Genomic DNA, 21885 nt, shown 5'->3' on the forward strand with positions numbered 1-21885 from the left:
GGCCTTCGTCGTTTTTGGAGCGGAAAATCCATGGCAAAGCTGCGTCTTGCGTTGGCCCAGCACGACTTCCCGGTGGGCGCGGTGGCACGCAATGCGGCCAAGGTGCGCGAACTGATGGGCGAGGCGCGTAACGGTGGCGCCGACCTGCTGGTCTGCCCGGAATTGACCTTGAGCGGCTATCCCCCGGAAGACCTGTTGCTGCGTCCCAGCTTCCTTGCTGCTTGCCAGCAGGAGCTGGACGCACTGGCTGAGGCAACGGATGGCCTGGCCGCGCTGGTGGGTTTTCCGCACAGCGAGGGCGAGGTGTACAACGCCGCCGCGCTGCTGCATGACGGACGCATCGCGCAGATCGCGCACAAGCAGGCGCTGCCCAACTACGGCGTATTCGACGACAAGCGCTATTTCCGCCCCGGCCACGCCAGCGCGGTGACCACGCTGGCCGGCGTGCGCATCGGCCTGCTGATCTGCGAAGACGTGTGGCGGCCCGAGCCCGCCGCGGCGGTGGCGCGGGCAGGCGCCGAGCTGATCGTGGTGATCAACGCCTCGCCCTGGGACGACGCCAAGCAGGCCGAGCGCGAGGCGGTGCTGGTCGAGCGCGCGAAGGAAACCGGCTGCGCCGTCGCCTACCTCAACCTGGTCGGCGGCCAGGACGAAGTGGTGTACGACGGCGGCTCGCTGCTGGTGAACGGCGACGGCTCCGTCGCAGCGCGCGCCCCGGCCTTCGTCGACACGTTGCTGCGGGCCGAATTCGATGCGCAGACGCGCACGCTGCAGGCTGCGGACTGGCCGGTTGCCGCCGATGCCTCGCCCGAGGCCACGCTGTACGCCGCGCTGGTGCGCGGCATCCGCGACTACATCGACAAGAACGGTTTCCCCGGCGTGCTGCTGGGCCTGTCCGGCGGCATCGACTCGGCGCTGACGCTGGCGCTGGCGGTGGATGCGCTGGGCGCGGACCGCGTCACCGCGGTGATGATGCCCACGCGCTACACCTCGCAACTGTCGCTGGACGGTGCACGCGCGCAGGCCGAGCGGCTGGGTGTGGACTACTACGTCATCGACATCGAACCGATGACCGACGCCTTTCTCGCGGCGCTCGTGCCGGCCTTTGCCGGCAAGGGCGCCGACACCACCGAGGAAAACCTACAGTCGCGCACGCGCGGCGTGACCCTGATGGCGCTGTCCAACAAGCACGGCAAGCTGCTGCTGGCCACCGGCAACAAGAGCGAGATGGCAGTGGGCTACTGCACGCTCTACGGCGACATGTGCGGTGCGTACGCGCCGCTGAAGGATGTCTACAAGACGGCGGTGTACCGCCTTTCGCGCTGGCGCAACGCGCAGGCCGGCGGCGAGGAGGCGATTCCCGCGGCGGTGATCGACCGCCCGCCTTCGGCCGAGCTGCGCGACAACCAGACCGACCAGGATTCGCTGCCGCCCTACGAGGTGCTGGACGCGATCCTGGAGCGCTTCGTCGAGGGCGAGCAGTCGCAGGCCGAGATCATCGCCGCCGGTTTCGCGGCCGATACGGTGCACCGCGTGGTGCGGCTGGTGCTGGTGAACGAGTTCAAGCGCCGCCAGTCCGCGCCGGGGCCGCGCGTCACCACGCGGGCATTCGGCCGCGAGCGGCGCTATCCGATCACTTCGGGCTGGCGGTGAAGGCCGCGTGTGGTCATTGCCGGTAGTGATAGATGCTGCCGATGATCAACAGGATGATCGACAGCAGCGACACGAGCATGACCGACCGCGGGGTGATCCAGCGGCCCTGCCTGGCGGACCGGTAGATCTCCTGCGGCGTTCGGCCAAAGCCCGGACCCGGGTAGTAGAACGCTACCCACGCACCCAGCAGCAGGCCGCAACTGCTGAAGAGGGATGCGGGCGGCTTGTCGGTCCAGAGGGCGGCCATGGCGGCGAGCAGCAGGATGCCGGCCCATATCCTGTGACCGTTGCGACTCTCGGGTCTGCTTTCCTGGCTCATGTCGATTCCGGTATGGGGGCTCTCATCGAGATGGCGAAGTTTGCATAAAAAAACCGGCGATCGCTCGCCGGTTTCTGTTGTGCTGACCTGTCGGCATCAGTGGTGCCGCATGAACGGCACCATCTTGCGCCACGTCGCTACCTCGTGCGGCCACTTCGGGTCCTTCAGGTAGGGATGGTTAGGGTAGTTCAGCGCCAACACCTTGCGGGTCTGCTCGGCCAGCTGGTCCTGGTTGAGCGCGAGGTAGCAGCGCGTGAGGATGGCCAGCGCGTCGCCGGTCTGCGGCGATTCCTGGTAGTGCTCGATCACGTATTGCGCACGATCGGCCGAACCCACGTAGACGCGGTTGAACAGGTAGAACTCGGCCACGTTGATCTCGTACTGCGCCAGCACGTTGCGCAGGTAGATCATGCGCTGGCGCGCATCGGCCGCGTAGGCGCTGTCAGGGAAGCGGCGCGAGAGCTCGGCGAAGTCGTCGAAGGACTGCAGGTTGTAGCCCTGGTCGCGGCGCGACTGGGCTTCCTTGTCACGCGAGACCTTGTCCATGAAGCCGGTGGTGCGGTCGAAATTGATCAATCCGCGCAGGTAGTAGGCATAATCGATGTGCTTGTTCGACGAATTGGCCTTGATGAAGCGGTTGACCGTCGAATACGCGTCGTCCCACTGGGCGTCCTTGTACTGCGAGTAGGTCAGTTCGAGCTGGGCCTGCTCGTTGTACGGGCCGGACGGGAAGCGGGCGATCAGGCGCTGGTACGCCTTGATGGCAGCGGAGTAGTCGCTGTTCTCCATCGAGGTGTGCGCATTCCTGTACAAGGCGTCCACCGGCATGGTGTCGATGTTGTCGCGCTTGTGGTGGAAGATTGAGCAGGCGCTCATCGTCAGCGCCAGGCCAAGCACGGCGAGCGTCCTGAGGCAGAACCGGGTGGTCGTCGATAGCTTGGGCGAGTCGATAATTGAACGCATGGATAAAGAATCAGATGTTTGATCGAAAGGGCATGATAGCCGAAACCGGCGCCACTCCGCGGTCCGCCGTCACCCGTCGGACGGGGGACTGCGCATGACCGCGATACGCCACGAAGCCCAGGTGCCGCTGAGCGCTGCCGGACGCAGGTTCGACCAGGCTTTGGCCGAGTTGTTCCCCGACTATTCGCGCTCCCGCCTCACGGGCTGGATTAAGTCCGGCGCGGTCACGCTGGACGGGGGCATCGCGCCGCCCCGCCAGCTGCTCCGCGGCGGCGAACTGGTGCGACTGGAGGCCGAGCTGGAAACCGAGGTGGAAAGCGCGCCGGAGGCCATCGCGCTGACCATCGTGCACGAGGACGAACACCTGCTGGTGCTGGACAAGCCGGCCGGCCTGGTGGTGCATCCCGGCGCCGGCAACGCCTCGGGCACCCTGCTCAACGCCCTGCTGCACCACGACCCCAAGCTGGCCGAACTGCCGCGCGCCGGCATCGTCCACCGGCTGGACAAGGACACCAGCGGCCTGATGGTGGTGGCCAAGACCCTGCCTACGATGACGGCGCTGGTGGAAAAGCTGTCCAATCACGACGTGCAGCGCCAGTACGAGGCCGTGGTGCTGGGAAGCATGGTGTCCGGCGGTACGGTGGATGCCCCCATCGGTCGCAGCATGGGCGACCGCTTGCGGCAGGCCGTGCGCGACGACGAAACCGGCAAGCACGCCGTCACCCACTACCGCCTGCGCGAACGCTTCCGCGCGCACAGCCTGCTCCAGTGCAACCTGGAAACCGGCCGCACCCACCAGATCCGCGTGCACCTCACCCACATCGGCCATCCGCTGGTGGGGGACCCGCTCTACGGCGGCGGCCTCAAACTGCCCAGGCGCGCCGCGCCGGAGCTGGTCGCTGCACTGCGCGGTTTCCGCCGGCAGGCGCTGCATGCCGAGAAGCTCGCGTTCGAGCATCCGGCCACCGGTGAGGCGTTGTCCTTCGGTGTGCCGCGCCCCGACGACATGACCGCCCTGATCGCCGCCTTGCGCGACGACCTCGCCACCCACGGCCACGACGATGACTGACGCTTGGGTGTTCCCCGATTGGCCGGCTTCCGCGCGCGTGCATGCGGCGGTGAGTACGCGCGAGGGACCCGGCGTATCGGCGCCGCCGTTCGGCCGCTTCAACCTCGGCATGCGCAGCGGCGAATCCGCCGAGGTGGTGGGCAGCAACCGCGACGTGCTGCAGCAGGCGCTGGCGTTGCCCCATGCGCCGCGCTGGCTGCACCAGGTGCACGGCAGCGCCGTGGCCGAACTCGGCCCGCTGCCCGGCGGACACGAGCCGCAGGCCGACGCCGCCGTCTCGCGCATTCCGGGCACCGTGCTGGCCATCCTCACCGCCGACTGCCTGCCGGTGCTGTTCTGCGCCGACGACGGCAGTGCCATCGGCGCCGCGCATGCGGGGTGGCGCGGCCTCGCCGCGGGCGTGCTCGAAGCCACCATCGAACAGCTGCAGGTACCGCCCGCGCGGCTGATGGCATGGCTGGGGCCGTGCATCGCCGGACCGTCCTACGAGGTGGGCGAGGAAGTGCGCACCGCGTTCGTGGACCGCTCATCCGCGGCGGCGGCCTGCTTCGCGCCGACGCGCCCCGGTCATTGGCACTGCGACCTCGCCGGATTGGCGCGGCAGCGTCTGGCTGCGGCCGGCATCGCGCGCGTGCATGGCGGCGGCTTCGACACGTTCACGGATGCGCGGTTCTATTCGTATCGCCGCGAAGGTGCGCGCAGCGGACGCTTCGCCAGCCTGATCTGGCTGGCGGGCGGTTGACTGCCCGTCGGCGGACGCGGGAGCGGATCCCGTCCGCCAGCTGAAACCTTGACACCTTCTCCGCATCGTGCCTGCTTGAATCGCCCACGGTCACCCGCATCTCAGCGGGCAGTGGCGGCCAGTCCGCCAAACCTTTCGTGGGGATCGATCGATGCGGATGGACAAACTCACCTCGCGTTTTCAGCAGGCGCTGGCCGACGCGCAGTCGCTGGCCGTGGGCCGCGACAACAACATGCTGGAACCCGCGCACGTGATGGCGGCGTTGCTGGCCCAGCAGGGCGGCTCGACCGCGCCACTACTCACGCACGCGGGCGTCAATGTGCCGGCGCTGCGCCAGCGCGTGAACGAGTTGCTGGAGCGCCTGCCCAAGATCAGCGGGCAGGAAGGCAACATCAACGTGGGCAACGACCTGTCGCGCCTGCTCAACCTCACCGACAAGCTGGCGCAACAGCGCGGCGACCAGTTCATCGCCAGCGAGCTGTTTGTGCTGGCGGCGCTGGAGGACAAGGGCGAGCTGGGTACGGCGCTGAAGGCGGCCGGCGCCACCAAGGCGAAGCTGGAGGCCGCCATCGAACAGGTGCGCGGCGGCGAGAAGGTGCAGAGCGAGAACGCGGAAGACCAGCGCCAGGCGCTGCAGAAATACTGCATCGACCTCACCGAGCGTGCGGAGCTGGGCAAGCTCGATCCGGTGATCGGCCGCGACGAGGAGATCCGCCGCACCATCCAGGTGCTGCAGCGGCGCACCAAGAACAACCCCGTGCTGATCGGCGAGCCGGGCGTGGGCAAGACCGCCATCGTGGAAGGCCTCGCCCAGCGCATCGTGAAGGGCGAGGTGCCGGAAGGCCTGCGCGACCGCCGCGTGCTCGCGCTGGACATGGGCGCGCTGATTGCCGGCGCGAAGTTCCGCGGCGAATTCGAGGAGCGGCTGAAGGCCGTGCTCAACGACCTCGCCAAGAACGAAGGCCAGATCATCCTGTTCATCGACGAGCTGCACACCATGGTCGGCGCCGGCAAGGGCGAAGGGGCGATGGATGCCGGCAACATGCTCAAGCCCGCGCTCGCCCGCGGCGAGCTGCACTGCATCGGCGCCACCACGCTGGACGAATACCGCCAGTACATCGAGAAGGATGCCGCGCTGGAGCGCCGCTTCCAGAAAGTGTACGTGGGCGAGCCTTCGGTGGAAGACACCATCGCCATCCTGCGCGGCCTCAAGGAGCGCTACGCTGTGCATCACGGCGTGGAGATCACCGACCCCGCCATCGTCGCGGCGGCCACGCTTTCGAACCGCTACATCCCCGACCGCCAGCTGCCCGACAAGGCCATCGACCTGATGGACGAGGCGGCCTCGCGCATCCGCATGGAGATCGACTCCAAGCCGGAGGAGCTGGATCGCCTCGAGCGCCGGCTGATCCAGCTGAAGATCCAGCGCGAGATGCTGAAGAAGGAAAAGGACAGCGAATCGAAGCAGCGCCTCGCCGATCTGGAAGCCGACATCGCCAAGCTGGAGCGCGAATTCTCCGACCTCGACGAGGTGTGGAAATCGGAGAAGGCCGCGCTGCAGGGCGCGACCAAGATCAAGGAACAGATCGAGCAGGCGCGCACGGAGCTGGAAGCGGCGCAGCGCCGGCAGGACTACGCCAAGATGAGCGAGATCCAGTACGGCAGGCTGCCGGAGCTGGAGAAGCAGCTCGCCGCCGCGCAGGCGGCCGAGACGCAGGAATTCACCCTGGTGCAGGACAAGGTCACCGCCGAGGAAATTGCCGAGGTCGTGGCGCGCTGGACGGGCATTCCGGTGTCGAAGATGCTCGAGGGCGAGCGCGAGAAACTGCTGCACATGGAAGACGAGCTGCACAAGCGCGTGGTGGGCCAGGACGAGGCCGTGCGCGCCGTGTCCGACGCGGTGCGCCGTGCGCGTGCGGGGTTGTCCGATCCGAACCGGCCCAGCGGCTCTTTCCTGTTCCTCGGCCCCACCGGCGTGGGCAAGACCGAGCTGTGCAAGGCCCTCGCGGAGTTCCTGTTCGACACGCAGGACGCGATGGTGCGCATCGACATGAGCGAGTTCATGGAGAAGCACGCCGTGAGCCGCCTGATCGGCGCGCCCCCCGGTTACGTCGGCTACGAGGAGGGCGGCTACCTCACCGAGGCAGTGCGCCGCCGGCCGTACAGCGTGATCCTGCTGGACGAGGTGGAGAAGGCGCATCCGGACGTGTTCAACATCCTGCTGCAGGTGCTGGACGACGGCCGCCTCACCGACGGCCAGGGCCGCACGGTGGATTTCCGCAACACCGTGATCGTGATGACCTCCAACCTCGGCTCGCAGCTTATCCAGGAGCAGGCGGGCGATTCGGAGGCGGACTACGTGCAGATGAAGGCCTCTGTACTCGGCGTGGTGCAGGCGCACTTCCGTCCCGAGTTCATCAACCGCCTCGACGAGCTGGTGGTGTTCCGCCCGCTGGAGAAGAAGCAGATCCGTCGCATCGCGCTGATCCAGCTCACCGCGCTGGAGAAGCGCCTCGCCGAGCGCCAGCTGAAACTGGAGATCAGCGAGAAGGCGCTGGACCTGCTCGGCAATGTGGGCTTCGATCCGGTGTACGGCGCACGGCCGCTGAAACGGGCGATCCAGCAGCAGCTGGAGAACCCGCTGGCCAGGGAGATACTCGAGGGTCGTTACGCGCCGGGCAGCACCATCTCGGTGGATGCGGCTGGCGGACATCTGGTGTTCGGCAAGGATTGACGCAACCGGACGTTGTGGGGTGAAGCCCTCTCCTTAGGGCGAGGGCGGCGGCAGCCGGGTCACGACGCTGTCGAAGTGTGGTGTCACGGGTCTCGCCAGGCCCCGCCGCCAACCCCACTCCCGATGGGAGAGGGGATTGCCGCCTTCAGTAACCCGCGGCCAGGCCAGCCGGGCGGCGGCGATCGTTGGCGCCTTCGAGCACGCCGGTTTTCGGATTGACCAGGATCGCTTCGTCGGCGCCCCACGACTGCACCTGCCTGAACTTGTAGCCCATTGCCTCGAGCTGCTTCTGCGTCTCGGTCGTGAACAGGCCGGGTTCGACCATCACCATGTCCGGCAGCCACTGCATGTGCATGCGCGGCGCATCCACCGCCTGCTGGATGTTCATGCCGAACTCTTCCACGTTGAGGAAGCTCTGCAGCACGGTGGTGATGATGGTGGAGCCGCCGGGGCTGCCGGTCACCATGTAGAGCTTCTTCTCCGGGCCGCGCAGCACGATGCTGGGCGACATGGAGCTGAGCGGGCGCTTGCCGGGTTCGATCTGGTTGGCCTTGTCCTGCACCAGGCCGAAGGAGTTCGGCACGCCCGGCTTGGAAGTGAAGTCGTCCATCTCGTTGTTGAGGAAGAAGCCGGTGTCGCCGGCGATCTGGCCGTTACCGAACAGGTAGTTGATGGTGTAGGTCACCGCGACCGCATTGCCGTGGCTGTCCACCACGGAGTAATGGGTGGTGTTGGTGCCTTCCATCGGCCCTAGGCTGCCTTTGATTTCGGACGACGGCGTGGCCTTGTCGGGCAGGATGGTGGCGCGCAGCGCGGCCACGTGGTCCGGGGCGAGCAGCTTGTCGATGGGGTTGTGGACGAAGGCGGGATCGCCGAGGTAGGTGTTGCGGTCGGCGTAGGCGCGCCGTTCTGCTTCGATGATGGTGTGCGCGCTGTTCACCGAGCCGTAGCCCCACTTGGCCAGTGGGTACGGCGCGAGGATCTGCAGGATCTGGCAGATCGAGGCGCCGCCGGAACTGGGCGGCGGCGCGGCGACGTAGGTGTAGCCGTGGTAGGCGCAGGTGATCGGCGTCTCCCACTGCACCGTGTAGTCGGCGAAGTCCTTCAGCGACAGGATGCCGCCGTTGGCATCGCTGCCGGCGACGACGGCCTTGGCGATGGAGCCCTGGTAGAAGGTGCCGATGCCGTCCTTCGAGATCAGTTCCAGTGTCTTCGCCAGCTGCGGCTGGCGCAGGCGGTCGCCCGCCACGTAAGGCTTGCCCTGGTTGAGGAAGATCGCGGCGACGTTGGGGTACTTGGCGAAGTCTTTCACGCGCTGGTCGAGGACGTTCACGTCGCCCTGGTCCAGCACGAAGCCGTCGCTCGCCAGCTTGATCGCCGGCGCGATCAGCCTGCTGAGCGGCATGGTGCCGTATTTCCTCAAGGCGGTATCGAGGCCCATCACCGTGCCGGGCACGCCCACGCCGAGGTAGGTGTGCGTGCTCTTGCCCGGGATCACGTTGCCCTGGGCATCCTGGAACAGCGTGGGCGTGGCTTTCAGCGGCGCCTTTTCGCGAAAATCGAGGAACACGTTCTGGCCGTTGGCCAGATGCACCAGCATGAAACCGCCGCCGCCGATGTTGCCGCAGCAGGGGTTCACCACGGCCTGCGCGAAGCCGACGGCCACCGCGGCGTCCACGGCATTGCCGCCCTGCTTGAGGATTTCCACGCCGACGTCCGAGGCGAGGTGCTGGTCGGAGACCACCATGCCGTGCGTTGCCGTCACCGGCTTGGCGCTGGCGAGTTCCGCCATGGTGGTGCCATGCGCCGTGGCATCGAGGGCCTGCTGGGGAATCGGTGCCTGCTGGGCCATGGCATGCGCCATCGGCGCGGCTGCCAGCACGGCGACGAGGCCCCATAGGGGAGCTGATCTGGTCATGTTCGAAACCTTTCGAATGGAGCAGGAAAAATCGCCGGGGCGATTTCTGACATCGCACGCGACGCCCCGAAGGGCGGTCGCCCGAACGGGCGCCGCCGAAGCTGCGCCGTTCGGGACGGGTCGTTACCAGCTGTAGCGGACCTTGCCGTACACGTAGGCGCCGTTGTAGCCGAACGGCGAGAACGTGGAATAGGGCAGGGTGCCATTGTTGGTGTTGGCGGCGATGTTCTTGTCCGGATAGGTGTCGGTGGCGTCGTCCACGCCCAGGGTGAAGGTCCAGTTCTGCCAGCGGTAGTTGCCGGACAGGTCCAGCACCCATTTCGGGGTGAAGGTCTGGTCGACCACACCCGTCGCCGGGTTGTAGCTGGTGATGTTGCTCACGTAGCTGGTGTAGCGGCCGTAGCGGGTCAGCGTGCCGTTGAAGCTCCAGTTGCCGATGGCGTACTGCTCGCTGAGGATCAGCTTGCTGCGCGGCGTGGAGTTGGCGAGGTAGCCTTCGATGTCCTGGCGGTTGAGGCGCACGAAGTTGACGCCGAGGTTGTTGAGCACCGCGGGGTTGGGTTTGACGCTGGTCACCACGTTCTGGTTGTAGTTCGCGCTCAGCGTGGTGGTGAACGTGCCGATGCTGCCAAGATCCTTCACCCAGGTACCCACGAAATCCACGCCGCGGGTGCGCGTATCGCCGGCATTGGTGAAGTAGTCGACGCTGCTGTAGTCGAGGTTGGCGATGCCGTTGGCCGCGAGGTAATTGACGACGGTGGGCGACGTGGTGGAGATGGCACCGGACAGCGCGATGCGGTTGTCGATGTAGATCTGGTACACGTCCATGCTGAGGTTCAGCGTGTCGGTGGGGTTCCACACAGCGCCGAAGGTGTAGTTGCGCGACTTCTCCGGCTTCAGCGCCTGGGCGCCGAGCAACTGGGCGATCTGGCTGGTCGCCGGCACCAGGCCGCTGTTGTAGATGCCCGGGGGCAGGTTCGCCGCGTTGCCCGCGCCGTAGTACAGCGAGGAGATCTGCGAGAAGTACTCCTGGCCCAGCGACGGTGCGCGGAAGCCGGTGCCCGCCGTGCCGCGCAGGGCGAAGCTGTCGGTGAAGTCGTAGCGCAACGACACCGAGCCCGAGGTGGTGTTGCCGAAGTCGGAGTAGTCCTCGTGGCGTACCGCCAGCGAGGCGCCGAGCTTGTCGGTGAGGTTGGTCTCGAAGTCGAGGTACTCGGCCACGTCGTGGCGCGCGGCGTCCACCGCGTTGGCGGGCTGCCAGCCGGCGAAGCCCTGCGCGCCGCCGGAGGTGCCCGAGGTGCCCACGTAGTACGAGGCCAGGTCGCCCGGCGCGATCTGGTAGGTCTGGCGCCGGTACTCGGTGCCGAACGCCATGGTCAGCGCATTCGGCAGCCAGCCCACGTTGAGGTCCTTGGCGATGTCGATGTCGAACGACTGCTGCCCGGCGGTGAGGATGCCGTCGTGGAACACCGTGGGCGAGTAGCCGTAGTCGTGGTAGAAGGCGAAATTCATGCTGTCCTGCGTCTCGTACGAGACGCGGTTGGCGCCCTCGTTGGCCGAGACGTCCCAGCGCCAGCCGTCTACGGTGCCGCGCAGACCGGCCACGAACGACTGGTCGAAGGAATTGGAGTTCTCCAGCGGCAGGAAGCCGTTGGGGTAGTAGGCCGCCATCAGCGGGCTCTTCGGCGACGGCGAGTTCAGGCCGTAGCGGAAGAACGCGGGCGAGATGCTGTCGCGGTTGCCGTAGTGGCCGAAGGCGTAGAACTCGACATCCGGCGTGATGTCGTACTGCATGTTGACCATCACGTTGTTGCTGTGCACCCACGGGTCGCCCTGGCGGTAGTTCACGCCCAGCGCTTCCCAGGCCGGCGAGCGGTCGTCCGGGCCGGCGCGGTTGGTGTTGTCCTCGTTGCCGCTTTCCAGCGAGAAGCGCATCCAGCCCTTGTCGCCGCCGAGCGGGATGCCGAAGTTGGCCGAGCCCAGCCATTGCCGGCCGTCGCCCGCGGAGTACTGGCCGCCGCTCACTTCCACGTCGCCGCCCTGGGCGCCCTTCTTGAGGATGATGTTGATCACGCCGGCGATGGCGTCGGAGCCGTATTGCGCGGAAGCGCCGTCGCGCAGCACTTCGATGTGGTCGATGGCCGAGACCGGAATGGTGTTGAGGTCCACCGGCTGCGAGCCGCGGCCGATCACGCCGTTGTTGAGCAGCATCGCGCCGGGGTGCCAGCGCTTGCCGTTCACCAGCACCAATACCTGGTCGGGCGACAGGCCGCGCAGCTGGGCCGGACGCTGGGTGTCTGCGGTGTCGGCGGCGGACGGGCGCGGGAAATTCAGCGAAGGGATGATGCGCGCCAGCGCGGTGGGCAGGTCGGTGGTGCCGGTCTGCTGCAGTACCTGCGCGGACACGACGTCGATCGGCGTCAGCGCGCTGCTCTCGGTGCGGTTCGCGGAGCGTGTGCCGGTGACGATCACCGTCTCCAGTTTCTTGGCATTGGCGGCCGTATTGCCGGCGGTGGTGTCCTGGGCGGCGGCCGGCGTACCGACGAGCGCGAGCAGCACGGCGGCGGCCAGCGCGCTGGGAAGCAGGCTGCGATTCGAGTTCTTCTTGTTCATGGTGTCTCCCCGGGGGTGATTGATGCAATGCAGCAACTGCAGGCTAGCGTTGCGGCTGTCGTGCGTCAACAGCCGTATAGACGTCCAAATGAAACAGCTTGCTTTCCGGAAGGCCGTGTTGCTCTCCGTGTTTCCCTTCCGGGCAGCCTGCTGGGGCCTGGGTTTGCTGTCCATGCGCCATCGGTCGCATTGAAAAGCGGCGGCCGGGGCCGAATAATGGGATGCTGCCGGGTCGCTTGCCCGATCGGGCAGTCACGGAGTAGCCATGCCCATCTACGAATTCGAATGCAGCCACTGCGGTCACCGTTTCGACCGCCTGCAGAAACTGTCCGACGCCGATCCCACCGACTGTCCCCAGTGCGGTGCGCCCAAGGTGCATCGCCGCGTGAGCGCACCCTCGTTCCGGCTGTCCGGCGGCGGCTGGTACGAGACCGACTTCAAGAAAGACGGCGACAAGAAGCGCAACCTCGCCGGCGACGGCGCTGCGGCACCGGCCGCCGCTCCGGCCCCGGCTCCCGCGCCTACCTCGAGTTCATCGTCGAGCGATTAGTCTGTGCGGCGACGGGGTAGCGCAATCCGGCTGTTCCGCATACAGGCAAGATGACCAGTGGAGGGTACTCATGCACACCGCACTCAGAATCGCATTGGCTACGGTCGTGGCGCTGATGTCCACATGCTTCGTCGCGGAGCCCGCGAAAGCGCAGCGTTACGGTGGTGACCGCGGCCCCCAGCCCGTCTATTGCGCCAGCAACGACACGCGCGGCACGCGCTGCCAGATGCCGTGGCGCGATTCGGTGCTGGTGCAGCAGCTGTCCAAGGCAGCCTGCATCGAGGGGCAGACCTGGGGGCGCGACCCCTACAGCGTGTGGATCAAGGGCGGTTGCCGCGGCAATTTCGGCGACGCGCGCGCCTATGGCCGCCCCGGCTACGGCCCCGGCTATGGCGGTGGGCCCAGTCAGGAGGTCTATTGCGCCAGCAACGACAACCGCGGCACGCGTTGCCAGATGCCGTGGCGGCGCTCGGCGCTGTCGCGGCAGATGTCCAACGCGGCCTGCATCGAAGGCCAAACCTGGGGCAGCGACCCGCACAGCGTGTGGGTGAAGGGCGGCTGCCGCGGCCAGTTCCGCGACGCGCGCGGCGGTCGGCCGGGTTGGTGACCGCACGGGCAAGCCGTCGCTGGCCTGCAGCGGCGGGATGCTAGAATTCCGGGTCTTTCTTCCTGTTCCCCAAGGGCTGCGGCCCGGAGTTCCAAGCGCATGCGCACGCATTACTGCGGCCTCATCGATGAGTCGCTGCTCGGCCAGACCGTCACCTTGTGCGGCTGGGTCAACAAGATCCGCCTGCAGGCCCACGTGGCCTTCGTCGACCTGCGCGACCATGAGGGCCTGGCGCAGGTAGTGGTGGAGCGCGAGAACGCCGCCGCCTTCGCCGTCGCCGGCGAACTGGGCAACGAATACTGCGTACGCGTCACCGGCAGCCTGCGCAAGCGCCTGTCGGCGAACGACAAGCTGCGCACCGGCACCGTGGAAGTGCTGGCTGACAAGGTGGAGATCCTCAACGCCGCGAAGGACCTGCCGTTCGCGCTGCACGAGAACCCCAACGAAGACATGCGGATGACCTACCGCTATCTCGACCTGCGCCGTCCCGAGATGCAGGCGATGATGCGCAAGCGCATCAAGCTGGTGCAGGCGCTGCGCCGCTATCTCGACGCGCGCGGCTTCCAGGACATCGAGACGCCCATCCTCACCAAGGCCACCCCGGAAGGCGCGCGCGACTACCTGGTGCCCAGCCGCGTGCATCCGGGCCAGTTCTACGCGCTGCCGCAGTCGCCGCAGCTGTTCAAGCAGATCCTGATGATGGCGGGCTTCGACCGCTACTACCAGATCGCGCGCTGCTTCCGCGACGAGGACCTGCGCGCCGACCGCCAGCCCGAGTTCACCCAGCTCGACCTCGAGTTCGCCTTCGTCGAAGAGCAGGACGTGCAGGATTTCGTGGAGGCGCTGATCCGCCACGTGTTCAAGGAAGTGCAGGGCGTGGAACTGGACGCGAGCTTCCCGCGCATGACGTGGGCGGAGGCGATGCGTCGTTTCGGCTCCGACAAGCCCGATCTGCGCATCGCGCTGGAACTGGTGGACGTGGCCGAGGCGCTGAAGCACGTCGAGTTCAAGGTGTTCGCCGAACCCGCCAACGACGCGGCCGGCCGCGTGGCCGCGCTGCGCGTGCCGGGCGGCGCGGCGCTGTCGCGCAAGGAGATCGACGGCCTCGCCGAATACGTCGCCAAGTACGGCGCCAAGGGCCTGGCGTGGATCAAGGTGGACGACCTGGCCAAGGGCCGCGAAGGCGTGAACTCGCCGGTGGCGAAGTTCCTCGACGACGCGGCGCTGGATGCCGTGCTCAAGGCCACGGGCGCCGAGTCCGGCGACATCGTGTTCGTGGGCGCGGGCAAGTGGAAGGCCGTCACCGACTTCATGGGCGCGCTGCGCCTCAAGGTGGGCAGGGACCGCGGCCTGGTCGACGAAAGCTGGCGCCCGCTGTGGGTCACCGACTTCCCGATGTTCGAATACGACGAGGACGAGCAGCGCTACGTGGCCCTGCATCACCCGTTCACCGCGCCGAAGATCGACGACATCGCCGACCTGCGCAGCCACGCCGCCACGGCGGTGAGCCGCGGTTACGACATGGTGCTCAACGGCAACGAGATTGGCGGCGGCTCCATCCGCATCCATCGCCCGGAGATGCAGAGCGCGGTATTCGAGCTGCTCGGCATCGGCGCGGAAGAGGCCGAGATGAAGTTCGGCTTCCTGCTGAAGGCGCTGAAGTTCGGCGCGCCGCCGCACGGCGGCCTGGCCTTCGGCATCGACCGCATCGCGGCGTTGATGGCCGGCACCGAGTCGATCCGCGACGTGATCGCCTTCCCCAAGACCACCAGCGCGCAGGACCTGATGACCGACGCGCCGTCGACGGTGAGCGAGGCGCAGCTGAAGGAACTCAGCGTGGCGGTAGCGGTCGAGAAGGCCTGACCCCCTTGCTCCCTCTCGTGAGGGAGCGGATCGGGATGCTCATGACCCAACACGTGATCCTGCTGCACGGCCTGTGGATGCGCGGTTTCGCGTTGGGCATGCTGCATCGTCGGCTGATCGCCGACGGCTATCGCGTGCATCGCTTCGACTACCTAAGCGTCGCCTCCTCGCAGGAGCGCATCCTCGCGCGGCTGCAGGCGCGCATGGGCGAGTACGCGCCCGACACGGTGCACCTGGTGGGGCACAGCCTGGGCGGCCTGCTGGCGTTGCGCGCCTGTCTCGATGCGGCGACGCCCCCGCCGGGGCGCGTGGTTTGCCTGGGCTCGCCGCTCAAGGGCAGTGCGTCGGCGCGCGCCTTCGCCGCGCGGTGGCGCGGCGGCGAGACGTTGCTGGGGCACAACCGCGAGCTGCTGGAGCAGGGCTTCGAGTGCTGGGACGGGCCGCGCAAGGTCGGGGTGATCGCCGGCCGGCTGCCCTTGGGGCTGGGCGCCATGCTGGGGCAGCTGGACGGCGAGCATGACGGTACCGTGACGGTGGAGGAAACCCTGCTGCCCGGCGTGACCGACCATCGCGTGGTCGAGGCCAACCACACCGGCCTGCTGTTCTCGCAGGAAGTGGCGCGACTGACCACCACGTTCCTGCGCCAGGGTCGGTTCTAGCCCGTACCCACTGGCGGACGACCGCAGGACATGCGGTAAAATCGCCCGCTTGTCCTTTTGAAACCGAGTCCGGGAATCGTCATGGGTAGAGGTCCGTCCATCGAAGGTCGCAAGAACGCCGAGGACGCCAAGCGCGCCAAGGTGTTCACCAAGCTGATCCGCGAGATCACCGTCGCCACCCGCGCCGGCGTGGCCGATCCCGCGCTGAATCCGCGCCTGCGCGCCGCGGTGGACAAGGCCTTGTCGGCCAACATGCCCAAGGACACCATCGAACGCGCGATCAAGCGCGGCTCCGGCGCCGACGGTGCCGGCGAGGAAATGCGCTACGAAGGCTACGGCCCGGGCGGCATCGCGCTGATCGTCGACTGCTTCACCGACAATCCGGTGCGCACCGTGGCCGAGGTGCGCCACGCGCTGACCAAGCACGGCGGCAACCTCGGCACCTCCGGTTCGGTGGCCTTCCAGTTCACCCGTTGCGGCGAACTCGTGTTCGCCACGGGCGGCGATGCGGCGAAGGAAGAGAAGGTGCTGGAGGCAGCGCTGGAGGCCGGCGCCGACGACGTGGTGAACGAGCACGGCGAAAGCACCGTGCTATGCGCGCCGGAGAATTTCGAGTCCGTGCAGCAGGCGCTGGCCGCGGCCGGCCTGGAATCCGAGCATGGCGGCGTGAGCATGCGCCCCAACAACCGCACCGCGGTGAGCGGCGAAACGCTGGAAGCGCTGCAGACGCTGCTGGAAAAGCTCGACGCGCTGGACGACGTGAGCGAGGTCTATCACAACGCCCTGCTGCCTGCCGAGGCCGGCGAGTAAGCGCCGGCGAGCGCCCCGGTTTCTCCTGATGACCCGCATCATCGGCATCGATCCCGGCAGCCAGCGCACGGGCGTGGGCATCGTCGACGTCGATGCGCAGGGCAGGCTGACTCATGTATTCCATGGCGCGCTGGCGGTGGCCGGGGAGGCGAGTTTCCCGCTGCGCCTGAAACGCATTTTTGACGAGTTGAATGACATCATCGCCACCCATCGCCCGGACGAGTGCGGCATCGAGCGCGTGTTCATGGCGCGCAATGCCGATTCGGCCCTGAAACTGGGGCAGGCGAGAGGTGCCGCGATCTGCGCGGTGGTGAGCCAGGGGATCGTGGTGCACGAGTACGCAGCGACGGAAGTGAAGCAGGCCGTGGTCGGCAGTGGCCGCGGCGACAAGACCCAGATACAGCACATGATCGGCGTCCTGCTCGGACTGAAAGGGCCGATCCAGGCCGATGCCGCGGATGCGCTGGCGGTGGCGGTGGCGCATGCGCACACCCGCTCCAGCCTGCAGCGCGTGGGCATCCCGCGCACGGCGTGGAGGCGTCGCCGATGATCGGCCGTCTGCGCGGCACCCTGGTGTCGAAGCAGCCGCCATGGCTGCTGGTCGAGGTGGGCGGCGTCGGCTACGAGCTGGAAGCACCGATGTCCACCGTCTACGACCTGCCGGGGCTGGGCAAGGAAGTGATCCTGCTCATCCATTACGCACAGAAGGAAGACAGCGTGTCGCTGTACGGCTTCCTCACCGAGGCCGAGCGCGCGCTGTTCCGCAACCTGCAGAAGGTCTCGGGCATCGGCGCGAAGATCGCGCTGGCGGTGCTCTCCGGCGTCTCGACCAGCGATTTCGCGCGGCTGGTGCATGCGGGCGACGTGGTGGCGCTCACCAAGATCCCCGGCATCGGCAAGAAGACCGCCGAACGCATCGTGGTGGAGCTGCGCGACCGCGTGGACGGCATGGCCGTGAACCTGCCGGGTAGCGCGCCGGCCGGTGCGCCGCTCGACGCGGCGGGCGAGGCCACCGTGGCGCTGCAGCAACTGGGCTACAAGCCCGCCGAAGTGGCGCGACTGGTGCAGAAGGTCGCCGCCGACGGCGACAGTGCCGAAACCATCATCCGCAAGGCGCTGCGCGCCGCGCTCGGGAGCTGACCGTGGGTCACGACGTACATCAAGGCATGGGCGACGCCGAAACCAAGAAGCGCCTCGCGGCGCTCGCGCTGGGCGCGATCGGCGTCGTCTACGGCGACATCGGTACCAGCCCGCTGTACACGCTGCAGAGCACGCTCAGCCTGGACGGCCTGAGGCCTACCCAGGAAAGCATCTTCGGCGTGCTGTCGCTGATCTTCTGGGCGCAGATCATCGTGGTGTCGCTCAAGTACGTGGTGTTCATCATGCGCGCCGACAACAAGGGCGAGGGCGGCATCATGGCCTTGATGGCGCTGGCGCTGCGCAGCGTACGCGAGCAGCCGAGGCTGCGCTGGGGGCTGGCCATTCTGGGCATCTTCGGCGCATCGCTGTTCTACGGCGACGGCGTGATCACACCGGCGATTTCCGTGCTGGGCGCGGTGGAAGGCGTGAAGGTGGCGGCGCCCGGGCTGGGCCATTGGGTGGTGCCGTTGACGGTGATCGTGCTGCTGGTGCTGTTCTGGCTGCAGCGGCGCGGCACCGATCACGTGGGACGCCTGTTCGGGCCGGTGATGGTGGTGTGGTTCGTGGTGATCGCCCTGCTGGGCGTGAACATGATCATGCGCAATCCGCACGTGCTGTGGGCGCTCGATCCGATGTACGGCGTGCGCTTCTTCCACACGCACGGGAGCAAGGCGTTCATCTCGCTGGGCGGCGTGGTGCTGGCGCTGACTGGAGCGGAGGCGCTGTATGCCGACATGGGGCATTTCGGCAAGCGCCCCATCCGGTTGGCCTGGTTCAGCTTCGTGCTGCCGGCGCTGATCCTGAATTATTTCGGCCAGGGCGCCTTGCTGCTGGACCACCCGGAAGCCATCGACAGCCCGTTCTTCAAGACGGTGCCGTCCGTGATGCTGTACCCGGTGATCGGCCTGGCCACCGCGGCCGCGGTGATCGCTTCGCAGGCGGTGATCTCCGGCGCGTTCTCGATGACGCGCGAAGCGATGTCGCTGGGGTATTCGATGCGCATGCCGGTGGTGCACACCTCGCGCGAGATGTCCGGCCAGATCTTCGTGCCGTGGGTCAACAGCTTCCTGCTGGTGATGGTGCTGTTCGCGGTGCTGCATTTCGGCAGCTCCGACTCGCTCAGCGCGGCCTATGGCATCGCGGTGACCGGCACGATGAGCATCACGACCCTCCTGGCATTGTTCGTGGCCCGCCATCAGTGGGGCTGGAGCCTGCCGCTGGTGGTGGTGGTGGGCGCCTGCTTCCTGACCATCGACCTGGCGTTCTTCTCCGCCAACGCGATCAAGATCGAGGCCGGCGGCTGGTTCCCGCTGGTGCTGGGCGTGGCCGTGTTTGCGGTGATGACCACCTGGCGTCGCGGCCGCGAGCTGGTCGTGCGCGAGATCAAGCAGGGCGGCCTGGCGCTGGCGCCGTTCATCGAGGCCATGCGCAAGCATTCGCCGCTGCGCGTGCCGGGTACGGCGGTGTTCCTCACCGCCAACCAGAACGCAGTGCCGCATGCGCTGCTGCACAACCTCAAGCACAACAAGGTGCTGCACGAGCGCAACGTGCTGCTGACGGTGGAAGTGCTGGAGTCGCCGGTGGCCGATCCCGAGGAGCGCATCCACATCGATGCGCTGGGCGACGAGTTCTACGGCATCGCCTTGCGCTTCGGTTTCGCCGAGGATCCCAACGTGCCGGTATCGCTGTCGCAATGCTCGCGTGCCGGCTCTACGTTCGACATGATGGACACCACCTTCTTCCTGTCGCGCGAAAACATCGTGGCCGACAGGCGACGTCCCGGCATGGCGCCCTGGCGCGACAAGCTGTTCGCCTTCATGGCGCGCAATGCGTTGCCTGCCACCGCTTATTTCAAGATCCCAGGCAACCGGCTGATCGAATTGGGTGCCCAGGTAGAGATCTGATCCGTCTGCGGCCGATCGCCCTGCGGTCAGCCGCAGGGCTCTGATTGGGCATGGCTCTAGTCAAGGGCGAGTCGGAGCAGGCGGAAATGCGTTTCGAGGTCCGCAAGCTCAGCGGCTGCCACTCTGATCTGCGCTCCATTTCAAGAGCGCAAACCCGCATAATGCCGTTATGACCGATCAGCGCCTCATCACCCCCGTCTCCCAGCTCGACGACGAGGCACTGGAAGCGACGATCCGTCCGCGCCGGTTCGCCGAGTATCTCGGGCAGGAGGCAGTGCGCGAGCAGTTGGCGATCTACATCGAAGCGGCGCGCAGGCGCGGCGGTGCGCTGGACCACGTGCTGATCTTCGGGCCGCCCGGCCTGGGCAAGACCACGCTCAGCCACGTGATCGCGAACGAGCTTGGGGTGAATCTGCGCTCCACCTCGGGCCCGGTGCTGGAGCGCGCGGGCGACCTCGCCGCGCTGCTCACCAACCTGCAGCCCAACGACGTGCTGTTCGTGGACGAGATCCACCGGCTGTCGCCCGCGGTGGAGGAGGTGCTCTACCCGGCGATGGAGGACTTCCAGATCGACATCATGATCGGCGAAGGCCCTGCTGCGCGCTCGATCAAGCTCGACCTGCCGCCGTTCACCCTGATCGGCGCCACCACGCGAGCCGGGATGCTCACGGCCCCGTTGCGCGACCGTTTCGGCATCGTGCAGCGGCTGGAGTTCTATACCGTCGACGAGCTCACCGCGATCGTGCGCCGCGCCGCGAAGATCCTCGGCATCGCCTGCGAGATCGACGGCGCGCAGGAGATCGCCCGCCGCTCGCGCGGCACGCCGCGCATCGCCAACCGCCTGCTGCGCCGGGTGCGCGACTACGCCGAGGTGCGTGCGGGCGGCCAGATCACCCTGGCCGCAGCGCAAGCGGCGCTGGACATGCTGAAGATCGACCCCGACGGCCTCGACGAGCTGGACCGCCGCATGCTCGGCACCATCATCGAGAATTTCGATGGTGGTCCGGTGGGCGTGGAGTCGTTGGCCGCCGCGCTCAGCGAGGATCGCGGCACGCTGGAAGACGTGGTCGAGCCCTACCTGATCCAGCAGGGCTACCTGGTGCGCACCGCGCGCGGCCGCATGGCCAGCGCGCGCGCCTGGCGCCATCTCGGCCTCACGCCGCCGCCGCGCCAGGCGCAGGCGGCCGACCTGTTCGCCGGGGATGCGCTCGATGGCTGAGCGCGAACCCTTCCGCTGGCCGGTGCGGGTGTACTGGGAAGACACCGATGCCGGCGGCGTGGTCTACCACGCCAGCTACCTGCGCTTCCTGGAGCGCGCCCGCAGCGAGTGGCTGCGCGCGCTGGGCGTCAACCAGATGGCCTACAAGGAAAGCACCGGGCTGGCCTTCCTGGTGCGCGAGATGCAGCTGGACTTCCTGCGTGCCGCCCTGCTGGACGATGAACTGTCGGTAACGGTGACTGTCAAGGAAAGGCGCGCTGCCAGTATCCTTTTCGCCCAGACGATAGACCGCACGGATGGCGCTTGCCTGGTTCGCGCCGGCGTGCGCGTGGCCTGCGTGGATACGCGGCGCATGCGCGCCGTCGCCATGCCTGCCGATCTGTTTTCCGAATCTTCCTCCTGACCCCCTTGCCGACGCGGAGTGCCCCAAGCCAATGAACGGCGGACTCAATGTTATCGACCTGATCAAGAACTCCAGCCTGCCGGTGATGGGTGTGCTGCTGATCCTGGTGATTTTCTCCTTCCTGTCGTGGGTCATCATCATCCGCAAGCTCAGCCAGACCAAGGCGGCGCTGGAGAACGCGGAGAAGTTCGAGGAGCGCTTCTGGTCCGGCGGTGACCTGGCTCAGCTGTTCCGCGAAGTGAGCAACCGCGGCGCGGAAGGCGGCCTGGAGACCATCTTCGAATCGGGGTTCCGCGAATTCGCCCGCCAGCGCCAGCGCAAGACCCACGACACGCGCGGCGTGATCGAGGGCGCCGAGCGCGCGATGCAGGTGAGCAGCACCCGCGAGATCGGCGCGCTGGAGCGCAACCTGGAATTCCTCGCCAACGTCGGTTCGATCAGCCCCTACGTGGGCCTGTTCGGCACGGTGTGGGGCATCATGGGCGCATTCCAGGGCCTGGGCGACATGAAGGACGTCACCATCGCCGTGGTCGCGCCGCACATCTCCGAAGCCCTGATCGCCACCGCGATGGGCCTGTTCGCGGCGATCCCCGCGCAGTGGATGTACAACCGCTTCGCCACCAAGGTGGAGCACATCGCCTCGCGCTACGACGTGTTCCAGGAAGAGTTCTCCTCCGTGTTGCAGCGGCAGGTCCAGGCCGACGACGTAGCCTGAGCGA

The 21885-nt window shown here is 67.3% G+C and carries 19 protein-coding genes; 15 read left to right on the forward strand and 4 right to left on the reverse strand.

The features are described from left to right. The first annotated feature begins 30 nt into the window (after positions 1-30). Positions 31-1653: an NAD+ synthase gene (locus IHE46_RS03100; RefSeq protein ID WP_192163174.1), complete on the forward strand. Its 1623-nt coding sequence runs from the start codon at positions 31-33 to the stop codon at positions 1651-1653. Between the two features lie 13 nt (positions 1654-1666). Here the strand turns inward: IHE46_RS03100 and IHE46_RS03105 are convergent, their stop codons facing one another. Both IHE46_RS03105 and IHE46_RS03110 read right to left on the reverse strand, forming a co-directional pair. Then, positions 1667-1972 (reverse strand): hypothetical protein, encoded by a 306-nt coding sequence (locus tag IHE46_RS03105; protein WP_192163175.1) that lies wholly within the window; start codon positions 1970-1972, stop codon positions 1667-1669. Positions 1973-2068: 96 nt separating this feature from the next. Next, a complete protein-coding gene (locus IHE46_RS03110; protein ID WP_192163176.1) occupies positions 2069-2935 on the reverse strand; it encodes an outer membrane protein assembly factor BamD in 867 nt (288 codons plus the stop codon). Positions 2936-3029: 94 nt separating this feature from the next. Between IHE46_RS03110 and rluD the strand changes: the two genes are divergently transcribed. The 3 genes from rluD to clpB all read left to right on the forward strand — a co-directional run bounded on the left by rluD (position 3030) and on the right by clpB (position 7480). Continuing rightward, on the forward strand, positions 3030-4004 hold the full coding sequence (gene rluD / locus IHE46_RS03115) for a 23S rRNA pseudouridine(1911/1915/1917) synthase RluD (RefSeq protein WP_192163177.1): 975 nt from the start codon (positions 3030-3032) through the stop codon (positions 4002-4004). Further along, a complete protein-coding gene (gene pgeF, locus IHE46_RS03120) occupies positions 3997-4746 on the forward strand; it encodes a peptidoglycan editing factor PgeF (RefSeq protein WP_192163178.1) in 750 nt (249 codons plus the stop codon). The genes rluD and pgeF overlap by 8 nt, the downstream gene beginning before the upstream one ends. Positions 4747-4897: 151 nt before the next feature. Further along, a complete protein-coding gene (gene clpB, locus IHE46_RS03125) occupies positions 4898-7480 on the forward strand; it encodes an ATP-dependent chaperone ClpB (RefSeq protein ID WP_192163179.1) in 2583 nt (860 codons plus the stop codon). A gap of 145 nt (positions 7481-7625) precedes the next feature. Here clpB and ggt read toward each other — a convergent pair whose 3' ends face one another. Continuing rightward, a complete protein-coding gene (ggt, locus tag IHE46_RS03130) occupies positions 7626-9398 on the reverse strand; it encodes a gamma-glutamyltransferase (protein WP_192163180.1) in 1773 nt (590 codons plus the stop codon). Between the two features lie 123 nt (positions 9399-9521). Continuing rightward, positions 9522-12011 carry a TonB-dependent receptor gene (locus IHE46_RS03135; protein ID WP_192163181.1) on the reverse strand — a complete coding sequence of 830 codons (2490 nt, stop codon included), beginning with the start codon at positions 12009-12011 and terminating at the stop codon, positions 9522-9524. A 265-nt stretch (positions 12012-12276) separates the two neighbouring features. Between IHE46_RS03135 and IHE46_RS03140 the strand changes: the two genes are divergently transcribed. The 11 genes from IHE46_RS03140 to tolQ all read left to right on the forward strand — a co-directional run bounded on the left by IHE46_RS03140 (position 12277) and on the right by tolQ (position 21881). After that, positions 12277-12561: a zinc ribbon domain-containing protein gene (locus IHE46_RS03140; RefSeq protein ID WP_192163182.1), complete on the forward strand. Its 285-nt coding sequence runs from the start codon at positions 12277-12279 to the stop codon at positions 12559-12561. Positions 12562-12631: 70 nt separating this feature from the next. Continuing rightward, positions 12632-13168, forward strand: a complete 537-nt coding sequence (locus IHE46_RS03145; RefSeq protein WP_192163183.1) for a DUF3011 domain-containing protein — start codon at positions 12632-12634, stop codon at positions 13166-13168. A gap of 99 nt (positions 13169-13267) precedes the next feature. Beyond that, entirely contained in the window at positions 13268-15031 is a 1764-nt protein-coding gene (gene aspS / locus IHE46_RS03150; protein ID WP_192163184.1) for an aspartate--tRNA ligase, read from the forward strand. 41 nt (positions 15032-15072) lie between these two features. Further along, entirely contained in the window at positions 15073-15690 is a 618-nt protein-coding gene (locus tag IHE46_RS03155) for an alpha/beta hydrolase (RefSeq protein WP_192163738.1), read from the forward strand. 81 nt (positions 15691-15771) lie between these two features. After that, a complete protein-coding gene (locus tag IHE46_RS03160) occupies positions 15772-16500 on the forward strand; it encodes a YebC/PmpR family DNA-binding transcriptional regulator (RefSeq protein WP_192163185.1) in 729 nt (242 codons plus the stop codon). 28 nt (positions 16501-16528) lie between these two features. Continuing rightward, positions 16529-17050: a crossover junction endodeoxyribonuclease RuvC gene (ruvC, locus tag IHE46_RS03165; RefSeq protein ID WP_192163186.1), complete on the forward strand. Its 522-nt coding sequence runs from the start codon at positions 16529-16531 to the stop codon at positions 17048-17050. Continuing rightward, the gene (ruvA, locus tag IHE46_RS03170) at positions 17047-17640 is read left to right on the forward strand and encodes a Holliday junction branch migration protein RuvA (protein ID WP_192163187.1); all 594 of its coding nucleotides are present in this window, start codon (positions 17047-17049) and stop codon (positions 17638-17640) included. The genes ruvC and ruvA overlap by 4 nt, the downstream gene beginning before the upstream one ends. 26 nt (positions 17641-17666) lie before the next feature. Next, positions 17667-19544, forward strand: coding sequence for a potassium transporter Kup (locus IHE46_RS03175; protein WP_192163739.1), 1878 nt, complete (start codon positions 17667-17669; stop codon positions 19542-19544). 169 nt (positions 19545-19713) lie between these two features. Beyond that, positions 19714-20763, forward strand: a complete 1050-nt coding sequence (ruvB, locus tag IHE46_RS03180) for a Holliday junction branch migration DNA helicase RuvB (RefSeq protein ID WP_192163188.1) — start codon at positions 19714-19716, stop codon at positions 20761-20763. After that, entirely contained in the window at positions 20756-21166 is a 411-nt protein-coding gene (gene ybgC, locus IHE46_RS03185; protein ID WP_192163189.1) for a tol-pal system-associated acyl-CoA thioesterase, read from the forward strand. The genes ruvB and ybgC overlap by 8 nt, the downstream gene beginning before the upstream one ends. A 31-nt stretch (positions 21167-21197) precedes the next feature. After that, complete coding sequence (gene tolQ / locus IHE46_RS03190) at positions 21198-21881, forward strand: protein TolQ (RefSeq protein ID WP_192163190.1); 684 nt, start codon at positions 21198-21200, stop codon at positions 21879-21881. The last annotated feature ends 4 nt before the right edge of the window (positions 21882-21885 follow it).

Origin of the sequence: Rhodanobacter sp. DHG33 (genome assembly GCF_014843005.1) — a bacterium.
In the GTDB taxonomy this organism is placed as follows: Bacteria; Pseudomonadota; Gammaproteobacteria; order Xanthomonadales; family Rhodanobacteraceae; genus Rhodanobacter_A.

Excerpts from the sequence above, each read along its gene's own strand:
- IHE46_RS03100 (WP_192163174.1), top strand. The coding sequence starts at position 31 with ATGGCAAAGCTGCGTCTTGCGTTGGCCCAGCACGACTTCCCGGTGGGC.
- IHE46_RS03105 (WP_192163175.1), bottom strand. The coding sequence starts at position 1,972 with ATGAGCCAGGAAAGCAGACCCGAGAGTCGCAACGGTCACAGGATATGG.
- IHE46_RS03110 (WP_192163176.1), bottom strand. The coding sequence starts at position 2,935 with ATGCGTTCAATTATCGACTCGCCCAAGCTATCGACGACCACCCGGTTC.
- rluD (WP_192163177.1), top strand. The coding sequence starts at position 3,030 with ATGACCGCGATACGCCACGAAGCCCAGGTGCCGCTGAGCGCTGCCGGA.
- pgeF (WP_192163178.1), top strand. The coding sequence starts at position 3,997 with ATGACTGACGCTTGGGTGTTCCCCGATTGGCCGGCTTCCGCGCGCGTG.
- clpB (WP_192163179.1), top strand. The coding sequence starts at position 4,898 with ATGCGGATGGACAAACTCACCTCGCGTTTTCAGCAGGCGCTGGCCGAC.
- ggt (WP_192163180.1), bottom strand. The coding sequence starts at position 9,398 with ATGACCAGATCAGCTCCCCTATGGGGCCTCGTCGCCGTGCTGGCAGCC.
- IHE46_RS03135 (WP_192163181.1), bottom strand. The coding sequence starts at position 12,011 with ATGAACAAGAAGAACTCGAATCGCAGCCTGCTTCCCAGCGCGCTGGCC.
- IHE46_RS03140 (WP_192163182.1), top strand. The coding sequence starts at position 12,277 with ATGCCCATCTACGAATTCGAATGCAGCCACTGCGGTCACCGTTTCGAC.
- IHE46_RS03145 (WP_192163183.1), top strand. The coding sequence starts at position 12,632 with ATGCACACCGCACTCAGAATCGCATTGGCTACGGTCGTGGCGCTGATG.
- aspS (WP_192163184.1), top strand. The coding sequence starts at position 13,268 with ATGCGCACGCATTACTGCGGCCTCATCGATGAGTCGCTGCTCGGCCAG.
- IHE46_RS03155 (WP_192163738.1), top strand. The coding sequence starts at position 15,073 with ATGACCCAACACGTGATCCTGCTGCACGGCCTGTGGATGCGCGGTTTC.
- IHE46_RS03160 (WP_192163185.1), top strand. The coding sequence starts at position 15,772 with ATGGGTAGAGGTCCGTCCATCGAAGGTCGCAAGAACGCCGAGGACGCC.
- ruvC (WP_192163186.1), top strand. The coding sequence starts at position 16,529 with ATGACCCGCATCATCGGCATCGATCCCGGCAGCCAGCGCACGGGCGTG.
- ruvA (WP_192163187.1), top strand. The coding sequence starts at position 17,047 with ATGATCGGCCGTCTGCGCGGCACCCTGGTGTCGAAGCAGCCGCCATGG.
- IHE46_RS03175 (WP_192163739.1), top strand. The coding sequence starts at position 17,667 with ATGGGCGACGCCGAAACCAAGAAGCGCCTCGCGGCGCTCGCGCTGGGC.
- ruvB (WP_192163188.1), top strand. The coding sequence starts at position 19,714 with ATGACCGATCAGCGCCTCATCACCCCCGTCTCCCAGCTCGACGACGAG.
- ybgC (WP_192163189.1), top strand. The coding sequence starts at position 20,756 with ATGGCTGAGCGCGAACCCTTCCGCTGGCCGGTGCGGGTGTACTGGGAA.
- tolQ (WP_192163190.1), top strand. The coding sequence starts at position 21,198 with ATGAACGGCGGACTCAATGTTATCGACCTGATCAAGAACTCCAGCCTG.